The sequence below is a fragment of the Streptomyces durhamensis genome, assembly GCF_000725475.1.
GTDB lineage: Bacteria > Actinomycetota > Actinomycetes > Streptomycetales > Streptomycetaceae > Streptomyces > Streptomyces filipinensis.
In genome coordinates this window covers 16,094-29,400 of the sequence record NZ_JNXR01000007.1, presented here as the reverse complement: position 1 = coordinate 29,400, position 13,307 = coordinate 16,094, and the positions used below count along the sequence as shown (strand labels likewise).

The following is a 13,307-nucleotide window of genomic DNA, read 5'->3' as shown; positions in this document are numbered from 1 at the left end:
GGCCGCTCGCCCTCGTGGAAGCCGCCGTACTCGCTCACAGGGCCTCCCGGCCGTCGTACTGGCTGCGCGCCGAGTCGCTCACCCGGATCAGCAGTGCCACGATCGCCCAGTTGGTGACCACCGAGGAGCCGCCCTGGGCGAGGAACGGCATGGCCATACCGGTCAGCGGGATCAGCCCGGTGACCCCGCCCGCGATCACGAACACCTGCAGCGCCAGGATCGAGGCGAGCCCGACCGCGAGGAGCCGGCCGAAGGGCTCCCGCAGGGCCCGGCCCGCCCGGTAGCCGCGCTCCACCAGCAGGGCGTACAGCAGGATGACCGCCGCGAGCCCGGCGAGCCCCAGTTCCTCGCCGGCCGTGGCCAGGATGAAGTCCGACTTCGTGGCGAAGCCGATGAGGATCGAGTGCCCGAGGCCGAGCCCGGTGCCGAAGACCCCGCCGGCGGCGAAGGCGAACAGCGACTGGGAGAGCTGGTTCGGGCCCTGGCCGGCCTCGATGGTGGCGAAGGGATGCAGCCAGTCCTCGATCCGCTGGTTCACATGCGGCTCAAGACGCCCCACGGCGACGGCCCCCAGCACGGCGAGCAGCAGCCCCACCGCGATCCAGCCCGTGCGCCCCGTGGCGACGTACAGCAGCACCACGAACAGCCCGAAGAACAGCAGCGAGGTGCCCAGGTCCCGCTCCAGGACCAGCACCCCGACGCTCAGCAGCCAGATCGTCACGATCGGCCCGAGCACCCGCCCGGTCGGGAACTGCAGCCGCCACAGCCGGCGGCCGGTGTAGGCGAGCGCGCTGCGGTTGGCCGCCAGGTAGGCGGCGAAGAACACCGCGAGCAGCACCTTCGCGAACTCGCCGGGCTGGATGGAGAATCCGGCGATCCGGATCCAGATACGGGCGCCGTTGACCGCCGGGAACAGGATGGGCAGCGCCAGCAGCCCGAGCGCGGCGACCACGCACACGTACGCGTACCGCTGGAGCACCCGGTGGTCGCGCAGCACCAGCACGACGGCGATGAACAGCCCGACCCCGAGCGTGGACCACACCAGCTGGGCCGGAGCCGCCTGGTCGGCCGGGGTCTCCCGGTCCAGCCGGTAGATCAGGACCAGCCCCAGCCCGTTGAGCAGCACCCCGATCGGCAGGAAGAGCGGGTCGGCGTACGGCGCCCGGATGCGCACCGCGAGATGCGCGCACAGCGCGAGCACCGCGAGCCCGGCGCCGTAACCGGCGGCGCCCGGCGGAACGGTGCCGGTTCGCGCGAGACCCACCGCGCAGTAGCCGTACACCGACAGCAGCACGGCCAGCAGGATCAGGGCGAGTTCGATGCCACGGCGCCGGGGGAGGCGTACGGCGGGTGCGGGAGTGGGCGCCGCCGCCACGGTGGTTCCGGCCTTGGTCATGCCCGGAACCTACCCAAATGGGGCGTCCTGTGCTCGGTGCGCCCCGCAACGCGCCCGAGATCCCGAGCTCTCTACCGGCCCTCGGCCACCGGCAGGATCAGCGTGGCGACCGCGCCCCCGTCCACGGCGTTGCCGAAGACCAGCTTCGCCCCCAGGACCTCCGCCTGCCCCAACGCGATGGTCAGCCCCAGCCCGTGCCCGGTCGCCCCGCCCTCGGTGCGGAACCGCTGCGGCCCGTGCGCCACCAGGTACTCCGGATACCCCGCCCCGTGATCACGTACGGTCACCACCGCCCCGTTCACCGTCACCACCACCGGCGGTGCCGCGTGCCGGTGGGCGTTGGCCACCAGGTTCCCCAGCACCCGCTCCAGCCGCCGCCGATCGGTCTCCACCCGCGCGTCGGTCAGGACCCGCACCTCCGTGTCGGTGCCCGAGGCCCGTACCACCCGCCGGGCCAGCGCCCCCAGTTCCTCGGTGTCCACCTCCAGCTTCTCCCGGCCGGTGTCCAGCCGGGAGATCTCCAGCAGGTCCTCGGTGAGCGTGCGCAGCGCGGCCACCCGGTCCCGCACCAGCTCGGTGGGCCGGCCCGGCGGCAGCAGCTCCGCCGCCGCGTGCAGCCCGGTCAGCGGCGTACGCAGCTCGTGCGCCACGTCCGCGGTGAAGCGCTGCTCGCTCAGCAGCTTGCTCTGCAGACTCGACGCCATGGAGTCCAGGGCCGCCGCCACCGAGGCCACCTCGTCCTGCGGACGGGACGGGTCCTTCGTGCGGGGGTCGCCGACGCGCGCGTCGAGGTCGCCCGCGCTGATCCGCCGGGCCACCCGGGCGGTGGCGTGCAGCCGCCGGGTCACCCGGGTCACCGCGAACACGCCGACCAGGACCGTCGCCCCGATCGCGAGCCCCGACGACCACACGATCGAGTTGTCGAGGCCGGCGATGGTGCGGGCCTGCTGCGAGTAGTCGACCGCCACGGCGAGTGCCCGGTGCCCGGCCACCGGGCCCGCCGCCCACATGGTCGGCCGCCCGTCGTGCGCGGAGACCATCGTGCCCCGCCCCCCGGCCACCGCCAGCTTCCGCAGCGGCGCCGGCAGTCCCGCGGGGTCGACCCCGGCGTTCGGCAGCAGCGCGTCCCCGGCCTCGTACGCCTGGGTGGCGTCCGCGAGCTTGGACAGGGCCAGGCCGCGGGCCTGGCCGACGGTCTGGTTCGTCACCGAGACGTGCACCAGCACGCCGAGCAGCGCGGCCAGCGCACAGCTCATCACCGTGATGAACGCGGCCGCCTTCACGGCGAGCGCCCCGGCCCACTGGGGCAGCGCGAGCCTCACCGCGGGCTCGCCGAGGGCGAGGCGGACGGCGAGGGCGAGGGCTTCTTGGCGTGCCGGCCGTCACCGGTGTGCAGGTACTCGTCGCGGGAGAACGCCATCGCGCGCTGCCCCGGATCCCACACCCAGGTGGTGCGGTACTCGTAGCCGGAGATGTCGGCCGGCGAGCGCTCGATCAGCGAACGGCCGGCCAGCTCCACGCCGAGGATCGCGTCGTTGTCGGCCAGCACCTGCACCAGCCTGTGCTTCTCGACGGTGTAGACCCGCACGGCCGTCTGGTTGGTCGGGTAGAGCCGGAAGCCGAGCGTCATGTCGTCCCGGCCGTCACCCGTGAGGTCCCGGTAGTACGGCTTCAGCAGCGGGCAGCGGGCCCGGTCGCCACCCGCCCGGCAGTCCCCGAGCCGGTCCACCGTCCCGTGGTACGCCCCCTTCGACCCGTAGTCGTCCGGATGCGCCTCGACCTCGGCCTCGACCACGTCCACCGGGTCCACCTTGCGGATGTCGTCGCCGGGGACCGTGATCCCCTTGACGACCGCCCGGGTCGCCACGTCGTAGGGGTAGGCCGGGCTGGACGCCGGGCGCAGGTCCGGCCAGAGCTTGGCGGGGCTGACGGCGGTCGGGGTGGCGCCCGCGCCCCGCAGCCCGCCGGTGTCGCCGCAGGCCGTCGCCGTCGCCGAGAGCAGGGCGACGGCGACCGCGGTGACGGCGGTGCGCGCTGGACGGCGGGCTGACACGATGCTCCTGGGACGTCGGGGTCGGTCGGGGCCCCGTACACCTTATGTGTAGACGAGGAAATCCGTATTAAGTCCTTTTTGCACCCGTCGGAGTGGTGCTGGAAGAGAGGCTACTCGGCCAGTTCCTCCAGCAGTCGCACCGTCCACAGGCCCGCACGCAGGTACTCCACGAACAGCTCGTTGTGCAGCGCCCACGCCGAGCGCCGGGCGCGGATCAGCTGGATCACCTCGTCCGGCGAGGCATGCCCCCGCTGGAGAAGCGCGTGCGCGACGACCAGACCCGACCGGTTGTACCCGTGGTAACAGCGGACGAGCACCCTGCGCCCGGCGTCCTGGGCCTCGTTCGCCGCCCGGGCCAGCCGGATCACCCCGGCGAGCTGCGTCCCGTCCAGCGGGCCGTCCGGAATCGGCCACACATGGTGCTCGACCTCCGGATCGGGGCCGTACCCCGGCAGCCGCAGCAGCGTCTGCACCACATCGAACTCGTCCCGTACGACCGCAAGCTCCGGCCGCCCCGCACGGCCCCGGAACTCGTGCCCGCCCATCCACAGACCAGGCACGATCTCGTTCCACGGGCTCTCCGGAGCCGGTACGTCGGGCTGCTTTCCGCGGATCCGCAACGGCGCCTCCCCAACTCCCCCTCGCGGGGCCGCCCTCCACGGTAACCGGTCTTGCCCCAGGAGCACCCCGCCTGTTCCCATGGTCAAGGGGTGATGGCGCATGAGCGCACTGCGCGTGGTGCCGGCCTATCGGCACGGGCAAGAACGGCTGTACGTCTGCCGCCCGGACGGATCCAGCGTCGCCTGGTACGACCGGGACACCGGCCGGGTCAATCTGCTCGGCGAGGACAGCAGGGACGACGTACTCGAAGCCCTGAAACCGTTCCTGACCGGCCCGGTGACCGTGGGTCCGCCCCCGGTCCCCACCCCCGCGGAACTGGCCCGGCTGACCCTGCACCCGGACGACGACCTGGCCCCCAACCGCCCCGGCGAGGCCCTGCTCGTCGCCCTCGACCGCGACCCCGGCCCCGCGCACCGGCTGCGCCCCGACCCGCGCCGCCGCGCCCTGACCGCCGAGGAGACCGTGGGCAGCGCCCTGGACGCCCTGGAGGGCGCCGGCTGGCACGCCCTGCACTCCCTCCCCCTCCCCGGTGGCGACCGCATCCACCACCTGCTGCTCGGCCCCGGCGGCCTGTTCGCCGTACACGCCCTGTACGCCCGCAAGGCCCGGGTCCTGGTCGCCGACCCCATGGTCACCGTGGGCCGCCGCGAGGCCGAACCGCTGCTGCGCCGGCTGCGGGCCGCCGCCGACCGGGCCTCCCACGCCCTGACCGCCGAGGTGCGCCCGGTGCTGGCCCTGGCGGGCCCGGCCGAGCTGACCGTGACCGCCCCGCCCCGGGCGGTACGCATCCTCCAGGACACCGAGCTGGCGGGCCTGGCCCGGCTGGGCGGGGTGCTGAAACCGGCGGACGTGGAGGCGCTGCACGCGATGGCCAGGGACCGGAACACATGGGGGAGGGTGTAGGCCCCAGGAGGGGTCTCCGGGTCAGGGCAGGGCGGTCGCCGCGCCCGGTTCCAGCAGCGGGGCCAGCAGGTCGCCCAGATCCTGCAGGCGCGGGGCGATGTCGTTCGCCCGGAACTCCAGCTGGGCGGGGGTCCGGCAGTCGGCGACCTCCTCCCACGTCACCGGTGCCGAGACCAGCGGAGCCCGGCGGGCGCGCACCGTGTACGGCGTGGCCGTGGTCTTGCGGGCCGCGTTCTGGCTCCAGTCGACGAACACCTTCCCCGGCCGAAGACTCTTGGTCATCCGGTGCACCACCAGCCGCGGCATCGCCCGCTCGGCCTCCACGGCGAGCGCCTTGGCGTACTCACTCGTCCGTTCGGACGAACCCCCGCGCACCGCCGCCAGCAGATGCAGCCCCTTCGACCCGGCCGTCTTCGGATACGCCTCGATGCCGTCCGCCGCGAGCCGCTCGCGCAGCCACAGGGCCACCTCGCAGCAGTGGACGACGGTCGCGGGAGCGCCCGGGTCGAGATCGAAAACCAGCCGGTCGGCCTCGTTGGGGGTCTGCACCAGCCACTGGTGGGTGTGGAACTCGGTGACCAGGTTCGCCGCCCAGACCAGCGTCGGCAGATCCTGCACCACCACCATCCGGGCCGGACCGTCCGCCGACGAACGCGGCACCTCGGCCGTCGTGACCCACTCGGGCGTGCCCGGCGGCACGTTCTTGGTGAAGAACAGCTGACCCTCCGGGCCGTCCGGAAAGCGCAGGAAGGACACGGCCCGGTCGCGCAGATGCGGCAGCAGCACGTCGGCGCTGGTCGCGTAGTAGTGCACCAGCTCCGCCTTGGTGAAGCCGCTCTCCGGATACAGCACCTTCTGCAGGTTGCTGAGCGCGACCCGCCGCCCCTCCACCTCTGTGATAGGCGTCATAAGATGACAATCCCAGAAAAAGCGGTGGAATCGGTGCAACCGGGGTTCGGGCAGTCCCGGCAGTCCCGGCAGTCCCGGCAGTTCTGCCAGTTCCGTCAGTTCCATCAGTTCCGTCATTCCCGGCGGTCCCGGTTTCCGAGGAAGGGTGCGGCACGTGCGATCCATCTGGAACGGCGCCATCTCCTTCGGCCTCGTCAGCATCCCGATCAAGCTGGTGAACGCCACGGAGAGCCACGCGATCTCCTTCCGCCAGATCCACACCGAGGACAACGGGCGCATCCGCTACCGCAAGGTGTGCGAACTGGAGGAACGCGAGGTCACCCAGGCGGAGATCGGCAAGGCCTACGAGGACGCGGACGGCACGATCATCCCGATCACCGACGAGGACCTGTCCCACCTGCCCATCCCCACGGCCCGCACCATCGAGATCGTCGCCTTCGTCCCGGCCGAGCGGATCGACCCGCTCCAGATGGACGCGGCGTACTACCTCGCGGCCAGCGGCGCCCCGGCGGCCAAGCCGTACGTCCTCCTGCGCGAGGCCCTCCAACGCAGCAACAAGGTCGCCATCGCCAAGTACGCGCTGCGCGGCCGCGAACGCCTCGGCATGCTGCGGGTGGTCGGCGACGCGATCGCCATGCACGGCCTGCTGTGGCCGGACGAGGTCCGCGCACCCGAGGGCCTCGCCCCGGACGTCTCCGTCACCATCCGCGACAAGGAGCTGGACCTGGCCGACGCCCTGATGGACACCCTCGGCGAGGTCGACCTGGAGGACCTGCACGACGAGTACCGCGAGGCGCTGGAGGAGGTCATCGCCGCGAAGGCCTCCGGCGAAGCCCCGCCCGAGGCCCCGGCCCCGGCCGCCGGCGGCAAGGTGCTGGACCTGATGGCGGCCCTGGAGAACAGCGTGCGGGCGGCCCGCGAATCCCGCGGCGCGCCGCCCTCCGAGGCGCAGGCCGAGGTCACGTCCCTGCCGCCGCGCAGGTCGGCACCGAAGGAGACCGGGGGCAAGAAGTCGACGTCCACGGCCAGGAAGACGGCCGCCGCGAAGAAGACGGCACCGGCGCGGAAGTCCACGTCCAAGGCGGCCGAGGGGGCGAAGAAGACGGCGGCTTCGAAGAGGGCGGAGACGGCGGCTTCGAAGAGGGCGGCGAAGAATTCCGAGAGCACGGCGAAGCAGGCGTCGCCGAAGAAGACGACGTCCCGCAGGAGAACGGCCTGAGAGCGAGGCCGGAGCACGGACCGCGGAACGGGCCGGCCGGCCGATCGTCCGGCACCTGGGCGGCCGTCGGGTTCCTGGGCGGTGCCGGGGGCGAGGGCGGCGCCCGAGAAGTAGACGGCGTAGGTCAGAACCTCGTCGGAGGTACCGGTGTCCGCCTTGGCGCGCACCGGGGTGGCCGCCAGGTACGGGTCGTGGCTCTTGGTCATCCGCATCCCGGCGTGCGTCACCGGGACGGGGGCCGTCGGCGCGGCGGACCTGCTCACCGCGGCGCCGGGCGACGCCGGGGCAGCGGTCCGCGCGGGCGCGGGAGACGCCGAGGGGCTGGGCGCCGCAGCCGATGCGGCGGCGCTCGCCTTCTCTTAGAGGCCCGGGCGGCGGTCGGGGAGCCGGTCGCCGACGGCGCGGCGGACGCCGTCATGACGGTGGAGGTCTTGGTGAAGCCGACAGCGGGCGCGGCCGTGTACCACGTGTGCTTCGGAGACTGCTGCATTGGCGGCACCGATGTCACCGGGTCGGAGGAGCGCGCCCCGGCCTGCCGAGCCGGACACCCCAGACAAATGTGACTATCACCCCAAGGTGACGTAGCGACTCCAGGCCGTCACCACAGCCGCCAGGAGGCCCCGATGAACCTCTCCCTGAAATGTCTGCTCGGCGCTGCCGCGGCGGTGGCCACGGGCGCCACGGCCCTGCTCGGCACCGGCGCCGGCACCGCCGGCGCCGCGGACCGCGCGCACTGCGACCGCGCCGAACGACCGGTGTGGACCGACGATCCCAGCCGCAACGTGACCGGCCACCACTGCACCATCCCGACCGACAAACGCCGCTGGTACATCATCGAGATCGACACCCTGGTACAGCCCCACCACACGACGGACTACCTGAACGGAACGGTCGACCGTACGGAGACCACGCACCACAGGACCATCAGATGCCTGGGCTACACCTCCGACCACGACACGGTGAACTGGTTCGGCTGCGTACCCGACTGACAGCCGGCACCTCAGCGGCACCGGAGTGAACTCTGAGCCAAGACAGATGTGCACTCAGCGCTGAGGACATTCCGTCCGTAGCCCGAGATCCTTTCCCGTGAAGGTTCGACCTGCCTTCGTGAACCGGATCAAACAAGGGGGATTTCGCGTGCGCGTGGCTCGGAACAGACTCATGGGTGTGGCATCAGCCGCAGTGACAAGCGTCGGGATCGCAAGTTCGCCTGCTTTCGCGGGCGTCAACACTCCTCACTCGTACGGGTACGGGGCGTGCAGCCGGACCTCGGAGGGCTGGTTCGTCGCGAATGGGGACTCGTTCTACCTGAGGGACGTCTGCGCCGACTTTTCCGCGGCCCTCGAAGTCGACGTCGCGCCACTGAAGGGCGATGAGGGGTATGACTTCATAATCTGGAACCACGGCGGCCGCGGAACCACCCAGTTCGAAAACAGCCACAATTTCCCCGAGGGCCGAAAAATCTGTGTCAAGGCCGGCGTCGGCCACCCCGAACGCGGAGGGGAAATGGGAGGGTACGGCAAGTGGGAATGCGGTGAGACCTGATCTGAGCGACCGATCCCCGGACGTGACCGATCCAGGGTGACCCGGACGCCGGCGAACAGCAGCGGCGGGCGGAGAGTCCGAAGGCGGACCGTGGGGCGTCGAAGCCCATGGCCCGCCTTCGGCGGCTCAAAGCCTCACCGCCATCGGGGCTCACTCGGTCAGGAACTTCCTGAGGGTGAACCCCAGGGTGGCCAGACCGATGAAGGTGGCACCCCCTGCCCCGAGCGAGGCGTACGCGGGTGCTCCCGCCGACCAGAAAGCGGCCGCGCTCAGCATGGCGACGACGAGCGCACCGAGCATGATGACCGCAGCCCAGAGGCCCCGGAGCGATGAGTCGTGGCTGGACAACCTGTATCAATCCCCTCATCAGTGGAAATCGCGGCAGCATCCCGGCGGGCCGCTCGACGATCTCCTGCTTGGCTGAGGCGATGCTGGCAGGCAGAAAACAGCAGGTCAAAATGGGTGAATGTTGTTTGTGAAGGACACGTCTGACGGAACTGACGGAGCGATCTTCCTTTGTGCTGCAGAGCTTCACGCTCCTGCTGTAGTCTCTCGACTGCCGTGACGGAATCCATAGAAACTCCTCTCACCCCCGTGTACCCCTGTAAGTCCCCTATCCCGGGCTCTCCTGCAGGAAGGTAAAAGACGTGGCGCTCGAACGTCAGTCCGAGGCGCTCGGCTACCTGCGGGGGGCGGCGGACAAAGCGAAGAGGCGGGGGCACATCCCGTTCCCGCCGGCGTTCGTCATAGCGTCCGAGGACGACGACGCGCCTCCGCCGCTCGCGCGGCTCATCCAGGGCGGGCGCGGGGGCATGGTGCGCCTCCGGCTTTACCTGTGCATCACCATGATGGCCACGAAAGAGCCCTTCGACCTGCGGAGACCGCCGGGTCCGAACGGCTGGGCGCAGATGCTCGCACTCGACCCGAAGACGGGACCCAGGCGCGTTGCCAGCAACTTGAAGTGGCTGGAGGAGAACAAGTTCATCGACCTCCAGCCGCAGTGGGGGCGGCCCTCGGCGATCACGCTGCTGAGTGCCACCGGTGATGGAGGGGTCTACACGCAGCCGAGGGACGAGGGCCGCTACGTCGGCATGCCGGTCGAGTTCTGGACGCGCGGCTGGCTCCTCCAGCTGTCGCCGACGGCGACGGCCCTCCTGTTCGCCCTCAGGGAAGCCCTGGGAGGCCAGTCGGAGCCGCGATACATCCACACGGCGAAGCGCCAGCGATACGGCCTGTCCTCGGACACGTGGACCAAGGGCCGCAAGGAGCTCGAGGCGCAGGGCCTGTTGACCGTCAAGCGCGAGCCGCAGGGTGACTTCTACGACTTCACACGGCTGAGGAACGCCTACCAACTCACCTTGGAACGGCTGGACGATTCACCTTCCTGGCCGTGACGGGCCGACGACTGCCTCTCGCAGACCTGTCGCGACCGGTGCGAAACAACGAGAAAGTGCGGGAGTCAGTGAGACTGACTCCCGCACTCTTCTGTCCGCATCCGCCTTGGTCAGCGCCTGATTTCTGCTGTTCCTGGGCGAGTGCCCCCGGCAGGATTCGAACCTGCGCACACGGCTCCGGAGGGCCCGTGCGGTTGATGCATCGCACCTGGTCACAGCGTGCAAGCGCTGTAACGGGCGCGCATCTGTCCACGAATGGGCCACAAACGCCAGGCTCGCCAGCCTAAAGTGATCTCCGTGACTGACGAGCCTGTGAGCACTGCTCAAACCTACGTGCTGCGCACGGACGTTGTGCGTTGGGCCATCGACGCTCTGACTAAGCAGAGGATCCACCCATTCTTCCTGGCCTACTTGCACCTACACAGCTTGACCCCTGACGAAGACAACCCCACGCCGGTGGCGCCCTTGTGGAAAGCCTTTGGCCGCAGATACCTGTCCATGCCGGGCGGTCCGGTCAATAAGCCGTATTATCGCCCATTCTTCAATGAAGTGAGCAAACCTGGGCGGTATTGGATGAACCAGAACCTTGCTGGCAGTTGGGCCCCGGGTTCACTTCGAGATGTGCCACTGACGGTGGTTGACATATCGAGCGAAGGCGCCTTTACCCTTAAAAGGGAAAGCGGCAAGCTGGCGCTTGAGAACCTGCTTTACGGTGCCCCTATACCTGTCCTGGCTCTCAGTGTATTCATGCTACGCAATTTTGGATTCAAATCTGATAACGGAATGCCCGTTGGACGTGATGTCGAGGCGCTCTTTCTGCTGGACTTCAAATTCCGCCACGCAAGCGACGGGACTCCGGTGGGGGATGCGGCCAGCATCTTTACGACGCGCCATCCAACATTGCCAGTGTCTGACATCTTCGTAGCCCACAACAAGTAGAGCGAGAGGTCGACCAATCGTGTCAGTGACGATGAGCCACGGTCCGGTGCGAGAGCTAACGGCAGATCAGCTCGGAATAGGGGTGGAAGCGGCAACTGCTTCCCATGCTTCAAATCGACCGGATGAGCCGGAAATCAAGCTTGATGATCCGCTGGTTGTTGAGGCCTTGTGGTTGCTGGAGAGATTCGGTGGCGTTATCTACACTGGTCCGCCTGGTACTGGGAAGAGCTGGCAAGCAAGTAAGGTGGCTAACGCTGTCACCAACGGCGACATGACCCGAGTCAGGTACGTACAGTTTCACCCGTCCTATCAATACGAAGATTTCATGCAGGGATTCAGGCCGCTCAAGGACGGAAGTGGATTCAAGCTGGAGGACGGCCACTTCGTTGAGATGTGCGATAAGGCCTGTAGGGATCCGGGCAATAGCTATGTCCTTGTCATTGACGAGCTGAGTCGCGGCGATGCGGCGAGGGTTTTTGGTGAGGCCCTTACGTACCTAGAAAAATCGAAGCGTGGCCTCCCATTTAGATTGGCGTCCGGGGACGAAAAAAGGATCCCTGACAATTTGCTGATCTTGGCCACGATGAATCCTCTCGACCGAGGCGTCGATGAGGTTGATGCGGCCTTCGGCCGTAGATTCGCCCAAGTTGCCGTCGAGCCTAACCGGGACACGCTGCAAGAGTTTATGGAGGAGAACGGGCTTGCGGCACCGCTGGCTGATGGATTGCTCCGTTTCTTCGACTGGGTCAACAAGCGGGCACTTACTACGCCCCAAGCTGCAGTAGGACATGTCTTCTTCCGGGATGTAAGTGACGAAGCTTCACTGCGCGCTGTCTGGGAATACCAACTCCGTTTCCATCTGAAGAAAGCCTTTTCGCTCGAAGAACAGGAATATCGCGAAGTGCAGGGGCATTGGCAAGCCATTTTTTCGAACCAGCGAACGGAGGTCCGGAGGTCGGAGGCCCTTTCGGTCGGTGAAGAAGTAGATGCGGAATCCGCATGACCGCACACTCACCATTGCCGCGGATAATTCCCTGCTCTGAACAAGGTCAGATCGACCTTCCCCTTAGTGAACTCATGGACGGATCTGGCACTCTTCTGCTCAATCCCGAGATCAGCAAGAGGGATTTTTTGACCATTGCATTGCGCGGCGGAAAGCTTCGCTTGCAAGCGCGTGGTTTTATTGGCCTCATACCACTCAATGAGCGACTGGCAATCTTTGTCGAACCACGGGTTCCAGTGTCGAACCTTACGCGTATGGCAGAAATTTCGGGTTCTAACCGACTTCCTTTGCCAGTGATTCGCGCATACGAAACAGGCGATGCCAAGGAAGGGCTGCTGCGAGACCTCTATGCCGCCGCACTCGTACACCATATTGAAAAAGTGGTCGAGAGGGGGCTTCTTCGGGAGTATCGAAGGGTCGAAGAGGAGTCCAGCTTCCCTGCCGGCGGGCTGCTGGTGAATCAAACCGTGCGTACGCAGGCGCGCGGCGTGAAGCACAGGGCCTGGTCCAGCCGCTACGAGCGGACGGCTGACAATGCGGCGAACCGGTGCCTTAAGTATGCTCTATGGCGGATCGCTCGTCAGGGCAATGAATCTGCGGCTCACGGAAAGCAGATTCGACGGCAGCTGAATAGCCTTTATTCCTCATTCGACGGTGTCCTATTGGATCACTCGCTGGCCTTCTTGAACGATGAAATGGTCACCGGGCGACAAGGATTGCCACCTGTTCGTGCGTACTATCGCGACGCTTTGGATGTAGCCAGGGCAGCGCTTCTGCAGAGGAAGATTTTCTTGGATCGCTCCGCTACCGGAGTGCAGCTGCCGTCGATCGTTTTCGATATGAATGAATTGTTTGAAAGATATGTTAGAAGAACACTGGAGATGCGTGCGGCCAGCGCCGGCTGGGCGGAGAGCGTGGTCGATGGAAACAACACGTCTAGGCGTCTTCTATTTACGAAGAACCGAGCCGTGGGGGCACATTTCGATCAACTGCAATACAGTGACGCTTTCGCCACCCCGGATATAGTCGTCCTTCGGGAGAACGGGGATGACGTTGCCTGTGTGATGGATGTAAAAAACAAACTCGTCAAGCGCCGCTCGGATCGGGATGGGGAAGATCAGGTCATCACGTACGCGCTTCGCTACGCGACCGACCGGGTAGTCCTTGTTCATCCCGCTCAAGAAAACCAGAAGTCGGGAATGTATAAGGTGGGGGACGTTGGAGAAGTGAGTTTGTTTCAGTACCGCATGAACTTGGCTGCAGATGACCCGGAAGTAGAGGAAAGGAACTTCGGAGACGCTGTCGCCAAGCTCATCGCATCATGA

At 67.6% G+C, this 13,307-nt stretch carries 15 protein-coding genes; 9 read left to right on the top strand and 6 right to left on the bottom strand.

Features of this window, described 5'->3' with window-relative positions:
• Positions 1-34 precede the first annotated feature (34 nt).
• The 4 genes from IO33_RS0111185 to IO33_RS0111170 all read right to left on the bottom strand — a co-directional run bounded on the left by IO33_RS0111185 (position 35) and on the right by IO33_RS0111170 (position 4,069).
• Positions 35-1,396: an FtsW/RodA/SpoVE family cell cycle protein gene (locus tag IO33_RS0111185; protein ID WP_031163205.1), complete on the bottom strand. Its 1,362-nt coding sequence runs from the start codon at positions 1,394-1,396 to the stop codon at positions 35-37.
• Positions 1,397-1,467: 71 nt separating this feature from the next.
• Positions 1,468-2,718 carry a sensor histidine kinase gene (locus IO33_RS0111180; RefSeq protein ID WP_031163203.1) on the bottom strand — a complete coding sequence of 417 codons (1,251 nt, stop codon included), beginning with the start codon at positions 2,716-2,718 and terminating at the stop codon, positions 1,468-1,470.
• Positions 2,715-3,449: a hypothetical protein gene (locus tag IO33_RS0111175; RefSeq protein WP_031163201.1), complete on the bottom strand. Its 735-nt coding sequence runs from the start codon at positions 3,447-3,449 to the stop codon at positions 2,715-2,717. The genes IO33_RS0111180 and IO33_RS0111175 overlap by 4 nt, the downstream gene beginning before the upstream one ends.
• Positions 3,450-3,559: 110 nt before the next feature.
• The gene (locus IO33_RS0111170; RefSeq protein ID WP_031163200.1) at positions 3,560-4,069 is read right to left on the bottom strand and encodes a protein-tyrosine phosphatase family protein; all 510 of its coding nucleotides are present in this window, start codon (positions 4,067-4,069) and stop codon (positions 3,560-3,562) included.
• A 100-nt stretch (positions 4,070-4,169) separates the two neighbouring features.
• Between IO33_RS0111170 and IO33_RS0111165 the strand changes: the two genes are divergently transcribed.
• A complete protein-coding gene (locus IO33_RS0111165; protein WP_031163197.1) occupies positions 4,170-4,973 on the top strand; it encodes a nuclease-related domain-containing protein in 804 nt (267 codons plus the stop codon).
• A gap of 21 nt (positions 4,974-4,994) precedes the next feature.
• Here the strand turns inward: IO33_RS0111165 and ligD are convergent, their stop codons facing one another.
• Entirely contained in the window at positions 4,995-5,882 is an 888-nt protein-coding gene (gene ligD, locus IO33_RS0111160; protein WP_031163196.1) for a non-homologous end-joining DNA ligase, read from the bottom strand.
• A gap of 154 nt (positions 5,883-6,036) precedes the next feature.
• Here ligD and ku point away from each other — a divergent pair, with 154 nt between their 5' ends.
• The 4 genes from ku to IO33_RS50340 all read left to right on the top strand — a co-directional run bounded on the left by ku (position 6,037) and on the right by IO33_RS50340 (position 8,646).
• Complete coding sequence (gene ku / locus IO33_RS0111155; protein WP_037685303.1) at positions 6,037-7,101, top strand: non-homologous end joining protein Ku; 1,065 nt, start codon at positions 6,037-6,039, stop codon at positions 7,099-7,101.
• Between the two features lie 147 nt (positions 7,102-7,248).
• Complete coding sequence (locus tag IO33_RS0111150; protein WP_031163194.1) at positions 7,249-7,464, top strand: hypothetical protein; 216 nt, start codon at positions 7,249-7,251, stop codon at positions 7,462-7,464.
• 260 nt (positions 7,465-7,724) lie between these two features.
• A complete protein-coding gene (locus IO33_RS0111145; protein WP_031163193.1) occupies positions 7,725-8,090 on the top strand; it encodes a hypothetical protein in 366 nt (121 codons plus the stop codon).
• A 178-nt stretch (positions 8,091-8,268) separates the two neighbouring features.
• Positions 8,269-8,646: a hypothetical protein gene (locus tag IO33_RS50340; RefSeq protein WP_157857830.1), complete on the top strand. Its 378-nt coding sequence runs from the start codon at positions 8,269-8,271 to the stop codon at positions 8,644-8,646.
• A gap of 150 nt (positions 8,647-8,796) precedes the next feature.
• Here IO33_RS50340 and IO33_RS0111140 read toward each other — a convergent pair whose 3' ends face one another.
• Positions 8,797-8,946 carry a hypothetical protein gene (locus tag IO33_RS0111140; protein ID WP_157857829.1) on the bottom strand — a complete coding sequence of 50 codons (150 nt, stop codon included), beginning with the start codon at positions 8,944-8,946 and terminating at the stop codon, positions 8,797-8,799.
• A 347-nt stretch (positions 8,947-9,293) separates the two neighbouring features.
• Between IO33_RS0111140 and IO33_RS0111135 the strand changes: the two genes are divergently transcribed.
• From IO33_RS0111135 to IO33_RS47160, 4 genes are all read left to right on the top strand, one after another.
• A complete protein-coding gene (locus tag IO33_RS0111135; protein ID WP_031163190.1) occupies positions 9,294-10,040 on the top strand; it encodes a hypothetical protein in 747 nt (248 codons plus the stop codon).
• Positions 10,041-10,337: 297 nt separating this feature from the next.
• Entirely contained in the window at positions 10,338-10,979 is a 642-nt protein-coding gene (locus tag IO33_RS50335) for a hypothetical protein (protein WP_157857828.1), read from the top strand.
• Between the two features lie 19 nt (positions 10,980-10,998).
• Positions 10,999-11,982 (top strand): McrB family protein, encoded by a 984-nt coding sequence (locus IO33_RS47165; protein ID WP_209438842.1) that lies wholly within the window; start codon positions 10,999-11,001, stop codon positions 11,980-11,982.
• Complete coding sequence (locus IO33_RS47160; RefSeq protein ID WP_078963505.1) at positions 11,979-13,307, top strand: McrC family protein; 1,329 nt, start codon at positions 11,979-11,981, stop codon at positions 13,305-13,307. Before IO33_RS47165 ends, IO33_RS47160 begins: the two co-directional genes overlap by 4 nt.